General features: G+C 58.8%; 13 protein-coding genes. All 13 read right to left on the reverse strand.

Annotated features, from left to right (window positions below):
- Positions 1 to 206: 206 nt before the first annotated feature.
- The 13 genes from DXD39_RS05030 to thrS all read right to left on the reverse strand — a co-directional run bounded on the left by DXD39_RS05030 (position 207) and on the right by thrS (position 15,676).
- Positions 207 to 1,670 carry a lipopolysaccharide biosynthesis protein gene (locus DXD39_RS05030; RefSeq protein ID WP_055309539.1) on the reverse strand — a complete coding sequence of 488 codons (1,464 nt, stop codon included), beginning with the start codon at positions 1,668 to 1,670 and terminating at the stop codon, positions 207 to 209.
- Positions 1,671 to 1,756: 86 nt separating this feature from the next.
- Positions 1,757 to 3,016, reverse strand: coding sequence for an O-antigen ligase (locus DXD39_RS05035; protein ID WP_082437724.1), 1,260 nt, complete (start codon positions 3,014 to 3,016; stop codon positions 1,757 to 1,759).
- 51 nt (positions 3,017 to 3,067) lie between these two features.
- Positions 3,068 to 3,727, reverse strand: a complete 660-nt coding sequence (locus DXD39_RS05040) for a DUF1919 domain-containing protein (RefSeq protein ID WP_055309541.1) — start codon at positions 3,725 to 3,727, stop codon at positions 3,068 to 3,070.
- A complete protein-coding gene (locus DXD39_RS05045) occupies positions 3,724 to 4,791 on the reverse strand; it encodes a glycosyltransferase (RefSeq protein WP_199576483.1) in 1,068 nt (355 codons plus the stop codon). Before DXD39_RS05045 ends, DXD39_RS05040 begins: the two co-directional genes overlap by 4 nt.
- Before the next feature lie 94 nt (positions 4,792 to 4,885).
- Positions 4,886 to 5,743: an SDR family NAD(P)-dependent oxidoreductase gene (locus DXD39_RS05050; RefSeq protein WP_055309543.1), complete on the reverse strand. Its 858-nt coding sequence runs from the start codon at positions 5,741 to 5,743 to the stop codon at positions 4,886 to 4,888.
- A gap of 8 nt (positions 5,744 to 5,751) precedes the next feature.
- The gene (menD, locus tag DXD39_RS05055) at positions 5,752 to 7,536 is read right to left on the reverse strand and encodes a 2-succinyl-5-enolpyruvyl-6-hydroxy-3-cyclohexene-1-carboxylic-acid synthase (RefSeq protein ID WP_199576484.1); all 1,785 of its coding nucleotides are present in this window, start codon (positions 7,534 to 7,536) and stop codon (positions 5,752 to 5,754) included.
- The gene (locus DXD39_RS05060; protein ID WP_147347889.1) at positions 7,529 to 9,040 is read right to left on the reverse strand and encodes an AAA family ATPase; all 1,512 of its coding nucleotides are present in this window, start codon (positions 9,038 to 9,040) and stop codon (positions 7,529 to 7,531) included. Before DXD39_RS05060 ends, menD begins: the two co-directional genes overlap by 8 nt.
- Positions 9,041 to 9,095: 55 nt before the next feature.
- Entirely contained in the window at positions 9,096 to 10,124 is a 1,029-nt protein-coding gene (locus DXD39_RS05065; protein WP_117803320.1) for a hypothetical protein, read from the reverse strand.
- A gap of 3 nt (positions 10,125 to 10,127) precedes the next feature.
- Positions 10,128 to 11,267, reverse strand: a complete 1,140-nt coding sequence (locus DXD39_RS05070; protein ID WP_055309547.1) for a polysaccharide pyruvyl transferase family protein — start codon at positions 11,265 to 11,267, stop codon at positions 10,128 to 10,130.
- Positions 11,264 to 12,076 carry a glycosyltransferase gene (locus tag DXD39_RS05075; RefSeq protein ID WP_117803321.1) on the reverse strand — a complete coding sequence of 271 codons (813 nt, stop codon included), beginning with the start codon at positions 12,074 to 12,076 and terminating at the stop codon, positions 11,264 to 11,266. Before DXD39_RS05075 ends, DXD39_RS05070 begins: the two co-directional genes overlap by 4 nt.
- 38 nt (positions 12,077 to 12,114) lie before the next feature.
- Entirely contained in the window at positions 12,115 to 12,915 is an 801-nt protein-coding gene (locus tag DXD39_RS05080; RefSeq protein WP_304485475.1) for a sugar transferase, read from the reverse strand.
- An 82-nt stretch (positions 12,916 to 12,997) separates the two neighbouring features.
- Positions 12,998 to 13,588: a hypothetical protein gene (locus tag DXD39_RS05085; RefSeq protein WP_147347890.1), complete on the reverse strand. Its 591-nt coding sequence runs from the start codon at positions 13,586 to 13,588 to the stop codon at positions 12,998 to 13,000.
- Between the two features lie 324 nt (positions 13,589 to 13,912).
- Positions 13,913 to 15,676, reverse strand: coding sequence for a threonine--tRNA ligase (gene thrS / locus DXD39_RS05090; RefSeq protein ID WP_117803324.1), 1,764 nt, complete (start codon positions 15,674 to 15,676; stop codon positions 13,913 to 13,915).
- Between the last annotated feature and the right edge of the window lie 119 nt (positions 15,677 to 15,795).

The following is a 15,795-nucleotide window of genomic DNA, read 5'->3' on the forward strand; positions in this document are numbered from 1 at the left end:
GAGCCCACGGCTTTCAAGAATAGTAATCTGCTCGGTAATAGATTTAAATAGCTTATCCGTATGGGCCCCTTAAACGCGAAAACCGCCTTTCGGCGGTTCCCACGGACCAAGCCGGACGTACCGTCGCAAGGCCTCATCACAGCAATCACTTTAAAGGAGAACTCAGGGGCCATCAATCCGATAGCACGAATCTCCCAAATCAGCCTTTATTTCAACTTGGCCGTAATTGTCTCCAGAAGCGTCATAAGAACTCTACGAGTTACCGCACCATATCTGCGCCATGTCAAGCAAACCTCAATAGCAAACAACAGCAAGCCGGCGACTAACCCGGCCGATGCTGGGAGAATGGATACCAACACCACCTGTACGATCACGGCTGCTACCAAAGCTGCCTGCAAGGCAACCTCATAATCTAGTCTCATGAATCTTCGGCTATCCACCATGCGGACCACTGCATTAGCGACCTGTCCCGCCAAAGTAGCCAAAGGCACTCCCCAAATCCCAAAACTGCCACCGAGGCAAAACGCAAGGACAACATTCACCGCCGCGCCTGCAACAGATGAAACAAATAGAGCGCCAGTGCGCTCCGCAGCCGTATAGAACGCTTCGAAGAATACCGAGATGCAACCGATAAGCGCTGCAAGCATAAGAATGGGAACTATATGCCAACCCTCATAAAAGTCACCCTTGAGGAGCAAACGCGCAAGCGGCTCGGTAAGGGCAATGACTAGCGAGCTCCCACACACGACAAAGGATAAAAATAGGCCGAACACCTTGGAAAAATAGGAGCCATCATTCTCGCCGTCCATCTCCTTCGCCGCCGATATCTGCCAAGCCTGACGAAAAATGGACGACATGAAGTTAACCAGAGAGGGAAATTTACTTGCCGCAGTGTAGACGCCGGCAGCAACCGAACCCTGAAATGCAAGGATGACGTAACGGCCAAAGATATTTAAAAACCACCAAGCAAGTTGATTCGGCAGCATCGGCAGGCTATACGCAAGCATTCGCATCAGGAGACGCCTATTGGGCAATTTGCCAAGACAACGCCATATTTTGCAAGACACAAACAAGTAACAGGCCGAGCAACAGTTACCGAGCACAAGTGCGAGAACATACCCGCTTACGCCACCATCAAACAAGACAAGGAAAACAACGTCAAAAAGAAGTAAGAAAAGGGCGTTGAGAACGCCAGACGCGGCGAAGCGAGTGACCTCACCTGACCCGCGGGCAAACTGAGCAAGCAGCATTCTCACGGAAACTGCAAGAACGAGGATATAGCAACCCCATGCCTGATCGTACGAGAAGAACGTAAAGGCAACTCCCGACACCAATGCGCCCACAGGAATTGTCACCAGAAGAACGAGAAGCCCTCCCCCGAGCAGCTCTTCCTTCGGAGCGTCCTTCTCCATGAGAAAACGAAAGACAGACTCATAGATTGCCAGGCAAAACAGCGGATACAAGAAATCTGAGAGATTGTTCACAAGCTCGGCAACGCCATAATCGGACGTAGCCATATAAGAAGTGTAAAGCGGCAGCAACAGCAGCTGAATCAGCTTCACAAGGGCATTTCCAATAGTAAATATGAGCGTATTCGAGGCGAGAGATCGGTATTTGCCCGCGTTGCTCCGGGCGTCTTTGATAATTGCACTAGGCTCTTCGTTTGCCATATATGCACCCCTATAATTAGTTGATTAAACCGAAAGTGTTTAAGCTAGACAAAACCACTTCGCTCGGGCAGGCGAAGGCTGATGTCTCAACGTTCCGAGAGCAAACCTTTCATGCTATGTTCTTGATTGCATGAAAGATAATCTGCCAATACGTAAAAAATAATGAGGAATAGCCACAGCGCCACTGTTCGTTCGGCACCAACGATGAGCCAACATACAACGATACCCGGACATAGGGCCAAGGGTGTATAGCCCTTCCCTTGAAGCAAACCTCTGAAAATGCGGATAAGCACTGAAAAGAACAGCAGCAGGCCAATCAAACCGAAATCAACTAAAAAATCAGTAATCGTGCCATGAGTTGTAGTTGACGTCTCCACGACGCCCCAGTCCTCCGCACTGAAATAATTATAATTACCCACACCAAAGCCAAATAGCGGCCTACTCATCCAACGTTGTACAGCTTTCACCCACAGTTCAACGCGAAATTGGTTTGACCCATCATTGTAGCTGTTCTTAAAAAAACGATTAAACATCCAATCGCCCATAAAGCGATTAATTAGAAACAGGGCAACGGCAACGAGCACAAAAACTAATACCGTAGTAGAAAGCTTGCCGGTTCTCTCACTACAGACAAACGCAATGTAGCCGAAAGCAATAACCAAGACAATACAAAGAAGCCCGCTTCTTGATCCAGTTAACATAACTGATGCCAGGCCGAAAGATATGAGAATGAAGTACAGAATCTTCACCCGCACATTGCTACTATAAACTACCAGTAAAAAGGCACAGCTAATCTGAACGACCAACAAAAGCGCAAAAAAGTTTGCATCGATCATGTGCCCCGTAAGACTCACTGGATACACACGTCCTGCATAAAAACCGTTTTCAACCCATGTCTTTAGTTCAAGGAATGCAGACGCAAACGTGGAAAGTGCCACTGATTTCAGCAGGAAGGTTATCTCTCGAGGACTCCACCTCCGGGAGATTGCGTGAGCAAAGAACCAGATAATGGCGAGGAACATTAAGGCACGGATTAACGATCTGCTGGTAATCATCTCAGATGCAATTGCAAGTGTCACTAAGTTGCCTATGCCCATGATTATAAGGTACGAAACAATAAGACCGATCGCATGACGAGAATACGCAGCCCTCTCTTTCGAGAAAAAGGCAGCGAACACCATTAGACCCAAACAGAAATAAGCAGATTGGAATGTAAAGGAATTATCCCCACAAACCAAAATGAAATAGGGAAGCAGGGCAACCGCCCACACTGCAGGCGAATATCCTCGCTTTGAAACAGAGCCCGTTGGATTAAGCAAATGCGCAGCAGAAACTACGGCGCTCATAAGTCACCGCCGTTTCCTCGCGATTTAAATACCAAGATTAACAAGTTAAAGCTAGCCAATAAGATACCTTTCGGGTTCGCCATTAAGCCATTCCTCCAAGTCAATGTACCGAGAGTAATAGTCCGTATCATTGAGGACCCCTCCCCGCTCGTTATAGCCGGGAAAGTGCACAGCACACGCGAGCTCGGGCCTTAGCGAAGCGGTGAAGCAGAGCTTGTTTCTGAAGGGAATGGCATCGAAGGCCCTGAGGTCCCCTTCTGTGCAGCAGTTCATCTGGCTGAATTTGATGAAGACGTTATCCCAGTTGATTCGTTTGCAGCGGCGGGCCCACTTCTCTGCGGCTTCCTCCGGGGAGGGATAGTGCAGGAACACGACCTCAATGTCATCGAGTCGGGCGACGGGCTTGCCGAGCTCGCCCTTCTCGCGCAGCTGGTCGGCATATTGTGATTCCCGGGCGTCGATGAACTCAAGCGGCACGGAAGTGTAGTATCTGAGCCTTGAGGCGAACTTCACGTAGTCGCTCGCGAAGAAGTAGAGGCCGGCGGTTGGACTGCTATAGGGAAGCCCGTAACGCCGATACACCGACCCGGCCCAGCAGTTGTTCGAGAAGATGCTGAAGTCAGTGCGGACGAGCTTCTCCCTTCTGCCCTTGGCGAGCAATGGATTCGTCTTATCACCGATTTTTCTTGAGATCCTGCTTACGTAGCTCATCGGCTCAACAGCCTTTCGTAGTACTCCATAAGCCGCGCGGCGTTTGCCTCGGCAGAGTACCCCGCAGCCTCAAGTCTGATAGGGGCCTCCGGGTGCCTGCCGCCCTCGATCGCCGCCTTGAGTGCCCTCGCCCAGTCGGCCAGCGGCGCGTCGAGAGCCGTGAACGAACCGGTCCCGGCGATGTCGGTCTCGGCCGGCACGCCGGTCGAGTACACGCACGGCAGCCCCGCCGCCTGTGCCTCCACGGCCGAAACGGGAAGGCCCTCGTAGAGCGACGGCATGAAGAACACGTCGAAGAGCGAGTAGAACCGCTGCGCATCCTCGCGGATACCAGGCAAGTGCACCCGGTCGGCGAAGTCCAGCTCGCTCGCCCGCTCGACCAGCGAGTCGCGCACAGTGGTCGCGCCGTTTATCTCTCCCCCGAGGACCACGAGGTGCGCCTCGGGAACCTCGTGCAGCAGCGCCGCGAACGCCTCGACGGCGAACGCGTAGTTCTTCTGCGGCACCATGCGCCCGACGCACCCCACGACTGGCTCGCCCGCAACGATGCCAAGCTCGCCGCGCAGCTCGGCCGCCGCACTCGAGTCGTAGGCGTAGTCCGCGAGCGGGATGCCGTTCCTCATGAGCGTGAACGGGGCTCTGCCGAAGAGAAAACGGCCCGCCTCCTCCGAGCAGGCCATGTTATCGGTGGCATAGCGCTTCCCGACAGCGTTGAGGGGCACATTACGCAGACGATGTAGTGCATTGTCGGAACTGCTGTTGAGATGGCTGTGCAGCACGCGATGCTCAATCCCCACACGTTTTGCCTCGCGCAAGACGCAGAACGCCGAGTTGGGCATATGGCAGTGCACGACGTCGTAGCTCGCGCCGTACTCTGATATGACAGCATGGACCTCGCGGATGAACCGTCTGAAATCATGGCCGGCATAGTCCACGCGGTAGATGCGATGCCCGAGTGCCTCGAGCTCCTCGTCGAAGCGCTTCTCGTGGTGCGGCACGCCATCGTCCTGAGCGTGGTGGAGGATATCGTAGTGGACGCGCGACTCGTCGCTTGCGACCGTCATGTTGTAGACGAAACGCGACACCCCTGCCGACCTATTTAGGGACGGCAGCACCTGGAGCACCCGTATTTGCTTTCCTTGTTTCAAATCTACTTCCTTAAAGTTCGAATGTCGCGTCAGCATCGTCAAAGGTCACCACGCCGCTGCCGCCGCACATGCGCACCGTGTCGCCCACGGTCGAGCGCGAGGCGTCGGAGAGCAGCGTCACGACCATACTCGCGATCTCCTCAGGGGTGACGTAGCGCCCGATGGGGCTGTTCGGCTTCATGACGTTGCCCGCATCGCCCTCGATGAGCATCCCAGTGGCAGTGGGGCCAGGGGCGATGGCGTTCACCACGATGCCGTTGGGGCTGAGCATCTTGGCCGAGCCCTCCACGAGACCGCGCAGCGCCCACTTTGTGCACGAGTAGGCGTTCGTGGCAGGGCGGTAGGCGGAGGAGGAGGTGACGAAGCAGATGTTGCCTCGGACTCCGCCCGCAACCATGCGCCGGGCGACCTCTTGCGTGAGGAAGTAGGTGCCACGGAGGTTTGCGCCGACCACCTCGTCGAAGTCCTCAACGGATGTCCTGCCAAAGGGCGCGCCCTTGAGCACGCCAGCGTTGTTCACGAGGGCGTCGACGGGCCTGGGCGCAGCCGCGTAGGCCGCGTCAACCTGCACGGCCATCCCCTCGGCATCCGCGAGGTCGAGCAATGCCGGGCGGGCATGCGAGCCAAGTCGGGCGCAGGCCTCCTCGGCGCGAGAGAGGCTACGCGAGGTAACCACGACGTCTGCCCCGGCGCGCAGGCACGCTTCGGCGGTCGCGAGCCCTATGCCCGACGTGCCGCCCGTGACGAGCACGCACCTCCCCGCGAGGAGCTCGCTCCCACCTCGCAGCGTCTGCTCAACGCGCACGGGGCGCCCGAGGTTGGAGAGGACGAAGCGCCCGGCGCGCTTGGCCTTTGCCTTGAGTCCCACGTTGCCCCCTATCCCAGCTTGACGCCGAACTTGCCGGCGATCTTAACTGCCGTCTCTTTGCCAATTGTTTTTTTCACGATGTCCTTGGCCGCGCGGGTAGCGTCGGAAACAGCATCGTGCGGTCGAGAGAGGTCGTAGAAGTCGTAGATGTCCTTAGAGTCCTCGCTCATCTCGGAGAAGCACTCGAGGAGCACGGGCCTGTCAGACTCTTCCGCCATGAACTCCGGAAGGGCAGCCTCGAACGATGCCTTGTCGTCCGCTCTGAGGTATTTGAACCCGCACGACCCGGCCCAGGGGCCGGCGACGGCGTTGTGCCTGGCAGCGGTGTGCAGGTCGCTCGACGCGTTCTGCCAGATGCCGTTGTAGTAGAACTCCTCGCCACCGTGGTTGTTGCAGAGCAGGATGCGCACGTTCGGGCCGACATGCCTGATGCGCAGGGAGTTCATGTCGTAGAAGAACGCGAGGTCGCCGGTGACGAGGAAGGCGAGGCCCTCGGTCGCCTGGGACTGCCCCATGAGCGACGACATGCAGCCGTCAATGCCGTGCGTGCCGATGTTTGCAAAGACGCGGATGTCGGGCTGCAGCTCGAAGAAGTTCGTTATGCGGATGGAGTCGTTGATGCTGAGGTGAAGCACGGAACCCGATGGGACTCGCTCGACGACGTTTTTTATCGCATAGATGTTGCCCCACCCGAAGTCGGGGTGCACGACGGAGGCCGCGTACGCCGCAATGGCGTCGTGGTAGGCCAGATCGTTTGACGCCTTCTCGCCCGCCAAATCGCTCATGCGGCGGAAGAAGAACTCCGGCGAGCACTCGAATACCGTGGTTATACATCCGAAAGCGTCGCAGACGACGCCACCCTCGTCGATGAGCCAATGCTCGACGCCTGACTTCGAGCCGCGCAGCATCTCCTTGAGCCCCTGCATGATGTTCCCGCCATAGCTGATGACGATCTCGGGGGCGAACTCAGCGAACTTCTTCGGCGTGACATAACGGCTGTCGAAGCAGACGGATGTGTTTACGGCACCCTCGACTAGCGCGTTGGACATGTACTCGACCGCTATGGCGCTGTTGAACCGCCCGAAGAACTCCCCCAGGGCCTCCTTGAGACCGTCTGTGGGCTGACCCTGTCCGCAGGCCACGAGGACGCGCGAGCAAGACCGGAGCCTCGCTGCGCGGGCAAGCCATTCCGCATCGGGGGACTCGTGCTCGACGCGAGCGATCCTCCTGACCTTAGGGAGCTCGGAGGTTGTAAAGGATGTGCTGTACCAGCGCGATGGAACGTTGACCTGGACCGGGCCGCCCCCGTGGTGGTCGAGCTCGAGCAGGGCCTCGTTGACGAGCCGCCAGCAGTGGCGGAAATCACCGTCGTCGCGGACGATAGGCAGATTCACCGACTTCCGGACGTGTCGGTCGTACATACCAACCTGGTCGATCATCTGATCCTCGAGCTGGCCAAGCTTCGCCGGGTCGCGGTCGCTCGTGAGCACGACGAGCGGGACGTTCTGGTAGAAGGCCTCTGCCACCGGAGGCCAGTAGTTGCAGGTCGCGGTGGACGAGGTGCAGGAGATGACGACCGGCTCGCCCGCCTGCTGAGCGAGGCCGAGGGCGAAATAGCCCGCGCTGCGCTCGTCAACGACCGAGTAGCACTCGAACCAGGGGTCCTCCTCAACGGAATGGACGAAGGGGAGGTTGCGCGACCCTGCCGAGAGCACGCACTTCCGGATGCCGTACTCCTTGAGCAGGGCGATGATTATTTGGTATGACTTGAGTTCGGTGTACACGTCACTCACTCCAATCTGTGTCGGGTGCTGTTTTATCGTAGGGTGACGATTCGGACGGGTCTTCTACCGGGAGAAGGGAGACTACCTGGCGCACGACCTCACGGTCTATCTCCCTAAGGGACCATTTCTCCAGTTGGAAATCTGCTATGGTTACGCTCTCGCCGATGGGCTCGACATCTACGCCCAGCCTCTCGGCATACTGGGCAGTTTTCTCCCGCGCGAGGCGGACAACGTGCTCGCGCTTCTCCTCCACGGTCGGAGGCACGAATTCGCAGATAAGGTCAAAGCGCGTTAGTAGTTCGGGCGCGATCCTCTCTTGCAGCTCCTTCTCGTCTTTCACGTTCGATGTGAACACGACAACATAGCCGTCCATGTCGTGCTCCACGCCCATTCGATCGGTGTAGGCCCCATCCTCAAGCAGCTCCAAGAAGAAAGCCCTCACGTCTTGTTTGGTTTTCTCGAACTCATCGCAGAGGAGCACCTTCGCCTTGGCCTTCTCGACCTTGTCGTTGAGCTCTCCGCCCTCGCAGCCCACATAGCCGGAGGGGCTCCCGATGAGGCTGTTGAGAGAATCCTGCGAGCTGTACGCCTCGAAGTTAATCTTCGCAAGATAACGCTCTCCATCCGAGACCAACTCGCTAAGTACGCGTGCGGTCTCGGTCTTACCGATGCCGCTGCCTCCGAAAAGGAACATCGAGAAAATCCGCTGATCCCCCAGCGCATGCGCTAGTCTAAAATTAGTGAGGCGCTCATGAAGGTAGCACTTAAAGTTGGCGTGTCCCGTGAGCCTCTCATCGAACTCGGCCATAGTCCTAACGAACTCTCCGTCATTGAGGTCGCAAACGGAACGAGGTCCTTCCATTCCCGTCGTCATCTCTTTGGGACATTCGGAAAGCAAATCCGCCACGTCGCGGATCTCGTCGAAAAGCGACGGGAAGTTCTCAAACACCTTTGCGGAGCGGGCCTCGCTCACGAGGAAATGAGGGACGTTTGGCGCCGAAGCGAGAGGCTCTATGGATAGAAGCCTCGCGTCGGCGAGAGCCGCCTCGGAGGTGAGGTCGATGAACACCTCTATCTCGGAGTTCTCGAGCGCCGCAGAGAACTCCGAGGTCCTCTGGGAAAGTCCTTGGAGCGTAAAGACCTGATAACCGGAGCCATCGGATGCGAGCCGCGCGAGGCGGTCATACTCAGCTCTGTTAGAGAACGTGTAGAGCGGACAGCGCCTGGGCGCGAAACGACACCCCCTCTCCTCGGCCACCAAGGGCAACGCCGCCTCGAAGAGCAGCGGAAAGGTGTCAATCGCCGACTGTGCGAGCGAGTCACGGATGAGCAGGAAAGCCTCACCGTCTGCACAGGAGAGAGTCTCCTCGACGTTGAGCATAAGGTGCTGGTTTGCCGGTAGAAGTGCCACGACGTAAGACAGGTCGGAATAGAGGCGTCCCCCCTCAAAGAAAGCAGCCTTTGTGCCTCCCGTGACGTCAAACGGGACATATGAGTAGCCCTTCGACTCCAAACGGAGGGTCTCCTCGCGACATTCCTTGCCCGAGCGATAAGTATGTAGCGTAAGGCTATCCACAGAGCATCGCCTTCAGTCGGGCGAAGAAGCAAGGCTTCGCTTCCCCGGAGTCGGAAAGAACGACACCCGCGTCATCGGGGGAACCTCCGGCCACCGACGTGCCTCTGCCGGCCAGCTCATCCGCAGCCAAATCCTCGCCGACGGAATCCGCCACCTTGACGTCTTGGACAATCGCTATGAGATCGATGTAGTGGACTGGGCCGAGGAATCCCTGCGAGGCCTCTTTGGCTGACTGCTTCGACTCCGGAGCGGGCAATGCACTCTTGATGACACGGTCTTCCCCTTCAGCGCCCTGGCTCAACCCCTTTCGTTGCAGGTCTCCGAACGTCGTGTTAGTCAGCACATCCACGTCGACGAGACCCTTATAGACACCGATGAGACTGACCTCGCCGAGGAGCAGATCGCGCATCCTGTACTTGCTCTCGAACTCGTTATCGTTCTCCGAGGGTATCTTGATTGCGAGCCATACGGGATCGTCTGTTCCGGGGAGCTTCTCCATTGCCGTGAGGACATATGCGTAGTCCTCCAGCATTGAGGAGACGATGTTGTTGACGTCTACGCCCTCGACCCTCATGCCCTTCAGCGCGTCGTGCCTCAGAACCTGCATCTGGGTAATCTCCTCCCAGTTGCAGGGCCAGAGCCTGACGCCATCCACGCGGACGAGGTCGCCGGGGGCGCAGTTCTGGATATTTGCGCACGAGGGCAGCATTTTAGCCCGCTCGAGGATGAGCTTGAGGTACGTCGACTTAGTGTGCTTCACCTCGTAGGTGTCCGCCACCTTAAAAGACTCGCTGTCGCTCAAGGTCGTCCCGAGACTCGCCCCCACGGTCGCCTTCAGGGCGGCAAGGTTTGTAGAAGCGTCCCCCTTCAACTCGGTTTTTAGAGTGTCGGAAGCCTCGGCGGTCGTCTCGACACTACTGCTCTTGCGGACCACGTTATCCATGGTCATGCAGAGTTCTATCGCCTTGGGATAGTTGAGGTAGTAGATTATGAAGTTGAGATCGTCGTTGCTCAGCGCCATGCCTCACTCCACGAACTCGGTCGGAAGCGCACCGCGCAAGAAGCATAGCGCCCGTTCGCGCTCACGCGCCAGGGCGATACGAGCTTGCGCGAAGTCTATATCCCCAGCCGCGAGGGCAACGTCGCGATAGTCCGAAAGAAGCCGGCCCTCCAGCCCGGTCATGGCAAGGAGGTTTCCGATGCGCCCTGAGAAGCGCTCCGGGGCAATCGCCACAAAGGGCTTCTCCAGGTTGACGGAGAACGCCGTGCCGTGGAAGGAGTCGGTGACCACAATCGAGGCATTAAGGAAGAGCGAGAGAAAGCGCCCGACGCTCGGGCACACGACGGCCTCCTCACCCCGACGACGCTCGTGGACCCCATAGGCGGGGCGCAGAACCCTGAGCCCCGCCGCAGCAGCGACGTCCTGCACGTACGCGTCGAACTCGGGGTTGCGGTTAAGCTGGTACACGAGCAGGTATGGGAAATCGGGCACCCAGCCGTCAGAGAGGGCCCCCCACTCGGGACGGCCGAGCATGAGCGTGGGATCCACGACGGGGACGGCACCGGGCACTCCGATGGAGTCGAGAAGCTCCGCCGCCTCGGGCTCGCGGACCGAGATGGCGTCGTAGCGCAGCAGCGCCTCGCGCATGAGGGGCTTCTCCCAATCGTCGAGCGTCGACTTGCCGATGCTGGCGGCATAGGCGATCTTCTCGGCGCCCTCTGGAGCATAGGAGAGGTAAAATGCTCGCTCGAACCCACAGTTCCACGTGCTGTTCCACACTTGGTCGCTGCCCGTAACGTAGACGTCGGCCCTGGGAGGATCGGCCTCGAGCTCCTCCGCCGAGTAGTACTTGCGCGGCGTGAGGTTCAGCATCTCGCGCCTGAACGCGTCGAGCGGGGCGCGACGGCGCGCGACCATGCGTGAAACGGGAACGCGAGCGAGCGACTTGACACCCGGCAACCCCAAGATGGGAAGCTTCTTGGCAAGCTGTCCGTTAAGTGCGCGCTCGGTCTCGTTCTCCGGGATCGCATCGTGTCGGTAGTAGTCGACCACTGTGGGTGCGACTCCCAGCGACTCGAAGACGCGCTGCGTCGCATAGGTCTGCAGGCAAGAGCCATAGTTCGGCGAGTTGTGGAGAGTGATAATTGCTGCAGTCGCGGTCACTCCGCATCTCCCCCTTTCCGGAGAATCCTTGTGTATACGAGCCCGCGAAGGGCGTTGGGCATGAGGCAGACAACTGCCTGGGGAACAAACGAGATGAAGTAGTCGGCAGCGCTGAAATACCCACATGCCAGCTGCGCCCGCTTGAAGCGCCGCGCGTGCGACAGATAGCCTCGACCTCCTCTGCGAGCGTAGAAGTCTGGGCTCACGCGCATTGCCACAAGGGCCTCGTGCACGTTGGCCGCACGGCAGCCCGAGGCAAGCATCCGGTTGAAGAGATCCCAGTCTTCGAAGTAGGGGAAGTCGGCGTTGTAACTCCCAGCGGCGAGCACCTTCGAGCGCCGGAAGGTCATGGGCGGGTGCCGGAAGGGGTTGCGGCGCTTGGAATAGGCGACGATCTCGTCGTGGGTTATGGGCAGGTCCGTCGTTGCCACGGGCTTGTCCCAGGCCTCGATAAACTCCGTCACATTGCTGCCCACCATGTCGAGTCCCTGCTCGGACATGAGAGCAAGCTGGCGCTCCATGCGCCCCGAAAGGGCGTGGTCATCGGTGTCCATGCGGGCTATGACCTCATTTGAGCACGCCTCAATGCCCCGGGCAAGCGCGTAGCCGAGGCCTCTGTTCTCGGGGTAGGAAACGAAACTGAACAGGCCGTGGTTGGCCGCGTCGTACTCGGAGAGGACGTCCTCGAGCTCGTCAGTCAGCGGGCCGTCCTTCACGACGACGACCTCCGCCGGGGGCACCGTCTGGTCGAGCATCGAGTCCAGCGCCTCGCGCAGGTACTCTGCGCGCTCCTTGGCATAGAGACTCATGAGCACGCTGTAGGGAGGGAAAGTCTGGGAATCCGTACCTACCTCCCCGTCTTGTTCTTGCCGAACATCACAGAGAAGGTCTTGAAGAAGACCCGCCAGTCGGCCTTGAGGTTCGCGCCGCGCGCGTAGGCGAGCTCGAACTCCTGGCGCAGGCCGTTCTCGAAGGTCGCGAGGTTGCGCGGGCCCGACTGCCAGGCACCGGTGATGCCCTGGGGGACGGCAAGAACCTGCACTTGCTGCTCGTGTGTGAAATTCCCGAGCTCCTCGTAGGTGATGGCCCGGGGCCCGATTACGGATAGCTGCCCCACAAGCACGTTGAAGAACTGGGGCAGCTCGTCCAGGGACGTCTTACGCAGGACGCGGCCTAGCTTGGTGATTCGGGGATCGTTTGTGACCTTGCGCTCGCGGTGCCACTCCTCAATCTGTGCCGGCGTGAGGTACTTCTCCACGTCGTCGGCATCGGCGACCATGGAGCGGAACTTGAGCACGTGGATGGGGCGGCCGAAGCGCCCCGCACGCTCGTGCGCGTAGAGGGGAGCGCCCTTAGTGTCCGCCGCGATGAATGCGCAGAGCACCGCACCGGGGATGAGCCCCACGGCACAGACGCAGAAACTGAGGCCTATGTCGAAGGTGCGCTTCACGAAGCGATAACCGAACGACCTCGTGTCGAGCGCACGGGACTCTGCGGCGAACTCGCGCGAGCCCGGGAGGCTCACCGTCCCCGTGTCTACCTCAGCGCCGACCCCAGCACCCGCCCCGTCCTCGCGCCGGTCCATGGTCTGAGCAATGAGCGCCGCGCCTTCGGGCGCATTGCTCTCTGTTATTTCTTTAGCAGCCACAGTCATACTTACGTCCCTGTCCCCCAGAAATCCCCCAGTCGATGAATTCAAATTGCGAATGAATTGCCGGCGCAACGTCCCCTTACGTTTTGCTGGGTACGTCCAGCGGAAGCAGCTCCCTAAAAGCGGAGTCGCCTTCGCCCACGTCTACCAGGCACCAGCGCTTATGACGGTCGACCTTCTTTACACGGGCCTCTTGCCCTACCAAGGGCCCTTGCTCTATGTGCAGCACGCCGTCTTCTATGCGGGCGACGCTGTTGCGCACCACGCCGTTGTCGTCGAGCACGCTGCGGTACCAGTCCTGCGCATCGTCCGGCATGGGCGCATAGGCCCGCTCCCTGCTGCCGGCAATGCGACAGCCAAAGCTCAACTGGGCCAAAGCCTTGTCGAGCAGGGCGGCATCGCGCGTGGCGACGAAGAAGTATTCCTTGTACATGGGTTTGGTTTGGAGCGACCAGGCGCCGTCCCGCTTAAACCAGAACTCCTTTTGCATCACAAAAGCGTCCTGCATCAGCTCGTGCGGGATAATGCAGCGGACCTTTTCACAGATCTCGCGCTCTTTACCGTTGGGGGTGTGGACCAGATACCAGCGGACGCGGCCGTGCTGGCTGTTTGTGGTGGCGCCACTAAAGGCACCGGGCAGCTGCTCTTGGCGCCGCATTGTCTGTTCCATATTCTCGCCCCCTTCCTTGCTCCGCGACACACGCGGATGCAGGGGCGTTAAGAACAGGCTTCTCGCTCGCAGCTAGGCGCAGTCGCAAAAGTACAGGTTTTTGTATCTTTCGACGTTGCTCATTATACGAGCAAACTGCCCGCGTTTTCCCAGATTGCACAAAATGCGCCGCGAATGGGTGCATCTCCATACGCCTCTACAAAAACCTGTACCTTTTTGCACAACAAAAAAGCCGCTCTAACCAGCGGCTTTTCTTCTATAGACAACAAAAAAGGCGACCGCCCTATGGGACGATCGCCTTTGTTAATTCTTGTATTGTTTGTGCTAGGCGCGGGTCTTGATCTCCTCGAGCACCTTGGCAACGAACTCGTCAACGCTCATCTGAACGGTCTCGTTGGAACGATCGCGGACGGAGATGTTGCCGGCCTCGACCTCTTTCTCCCCCAGAATGAGCATATAGGGCACGCGGTCGATGCTGCGGGCCTCGCGGATCTTGTAGCCGATCTTCTCGTCGCGGTCGTCGCAGACCACGCGAATGCCGGCCTCCTCCAGCTTGGCGCACACCTCGTGAGCGTAGTCGCGGCTCTTCTCGGAGACGGGAAGCGCCTTGACCTGCACGGGAGCCAGCCAGGTAGGGAACTTGCCCGCAAAGTGCTCAATCAGAATACCGATGAAGCGCTCGATGGAGCCAAAGCAAACGCGGTGAAGCATGATGGGGCGCTTCTTGGTGCCGTCGGCGTCCACGTACTCCAGGTCAAAGTTGAGCGGCATCTGGAAGTCGAGCTGGACGGTACCGCACTGCCAGGTACGGCCGAGCGAGTCCTCCAGGTGGAAGTCGATCTTGGGGCCGTAGAAGGCGCCGTCGCCCTCGTTGACCTCGTAGTCCATGCCCAGCTTCTCCAGAGCGGTGCGCAGGCCCTCCTCGGCGCGAGCCCAGTCCTCGTCCGAACCCATGGAGTCCTCGGGGCGGGTGGAAAGCTCAACGTGGTACTTAAAGCCAAACTTCTGGTACACGGAGTCGATAAGGTTGACCACGCCCACGATCTCGTCGGTCAGCTGGTCGGGACGCACAAACAGATGAGCATCGTCCTGGTTAAAGCAGCGCACGCGGAACAGGCCGTGCAGGGCGCCGCGCAGCTCGTGGCGGTGCACCAGGCCAATCTCGCCGGCGCGAATGGGCAGCTCACGGTAAGAGTGAGGCTTGGAGGCGTACACCAGCACGCCGCCCGGGCAGTTCATGGGCTTAATGCAGTACTCTTCGTCGTCGATGACGGTGGAGTACATGTTGTCCTTGTAGTGGTCCCAGTGGCCCGAGGTCTTCCACAGCTGCTTGTTCATGATAAGCGGCGTGGAGATCTCCACGTAACCGGCCTTGTGGTGGATCTCGCGCCAGTAGTCCAGCAGCGTGTTCTTAAGAATCATGCCATTAGGCAGGAAGAACGGGAAGCCGGGGGCCTCGTCGCGCATCATAAAGAGGTCCATCTCGCGGCCGATCTTGCGGTGGTCGCGCTTCTTGGCCTCCTCCAACATGTGCATGTGCTCGTCGAGCTCTTCCTTGGTGGCAAAGGCGACGCCGTTGATGCGGGTGAGCATCTTGTTGTCCTTGTCGCCCTTCCAGTAGGCGCCCGAGACGCCGGTGAGCTTAAAGGCCTTCAGCGCCTTGGTGTAGCAGATGTGGGGGCCGACGCACATGTCGATGTAGTCGCCCTGCTGGTAGAAGGTGATGCGGGCGTCGTCGTCCAGGTCGCCGATGTGCTCGACCTTGTACTTCTCGCCGCGCTCCTCCATAAGGGCGATGGCCTCGGCGCGGGGCTTCTCGTACACGGTGAACTTGAGGTTCTCCTTGACGATCTTCTTCATCTCGGCCTCGATCGCAGGGAAGTCGTCCTCGCTGATCTTGACGCCCTCGGGCAGGTCGACGTCGTAGTAGAAGCCGTTGTCGGTCGCGGGGCCGTAGGCAAAGTCGGCCTGGGGGTACAGGCGCTTGATGGCCTGCGCCATGATATGCGCGGCAGAGTGGCGGATGACGTGCGTGACCTCGTCCTGCGGGAGCTCGGCCACCGAACCGTCATTGTAGAGTGCCTTCATGGGTATGTTTTCTCCTCTCGGATGCCTGATGCAAGTGCGTGCGATGCGCTCGGCGTTTTAACTTGCATCATTATAGGCAGGTTGCCTTGGTATACAAGCGCCCGCCGCACCTTAATGGC

This window comes from Collinsella sp. TM04-29 (assembly GCF_003466565.1).
In the GTDB taxonomy this organism is placed as follows: Bacteria; Actinomycetota; Coriobacteriia; order Coriobacteriales; family Coriobacteriaceae; genus Collinsella.

Bases quoted from the DNA above. Each gene is read 5' to 3' on its own strand.
- DXD39_RS05030 (WP_055309539.1), bottom strand. From the start codon at position 1,670: ATGGCAAACGAAGAGCCTAGTGCAATTATCAAAGACGCCCGGAGCAAC.
- DXD39_RS05035 (WP_082437724.1), bottom strand. From the start codon at position 3,016: ATGAGCGCCGTAGTTTCTGCTGCGCATTTGCTTAATCCAACGGGCTCT.
- DXD39_RS05040 (WP_055309541.1), bottom strand. From the start codon at position 3,727: ATGAGCTACGTAAGCAGGATCTCAAGAAAAATCGGTGATAAGACGAAT.
- DXD39_RS05045 (WP_199576483.1), bottom strand. From the start codon at position 4,791: ATGACGGTCGCAAGCGACGAGTCGCGCGTCCACTACGATATCCTCCAC.
- DXD39_RS05065 (WP_117803320.1), bottom strand. From the start codon at position 10,124: ATGGCGCTGAGCAACGACGATCTCAACTTCATAATCTACTACCTCAAC.
- DXD39_RS05075 (WP_117803321.1), bottom strand. From the start codon at position 12,076: ATGAGTCTCTATGCCAAGGAGCGCGCAGAGTACCTGCGCGAGGCGCTG.
- DXD39_RS05085 (WP_147347890.1), bottom strand. From the start codon at position 13,588: ATGGAACAGACAATGCGGCGCCAAGAGCAGCTGCCCGGTGCCTTTAGT.
- thrS (WP_117803324.1), bottom strand. From the start codon at position 15,676: ATGAAGGCACTCTACAATGACGGTTCGGTGGCCGAGCTCCCGCAGGAC.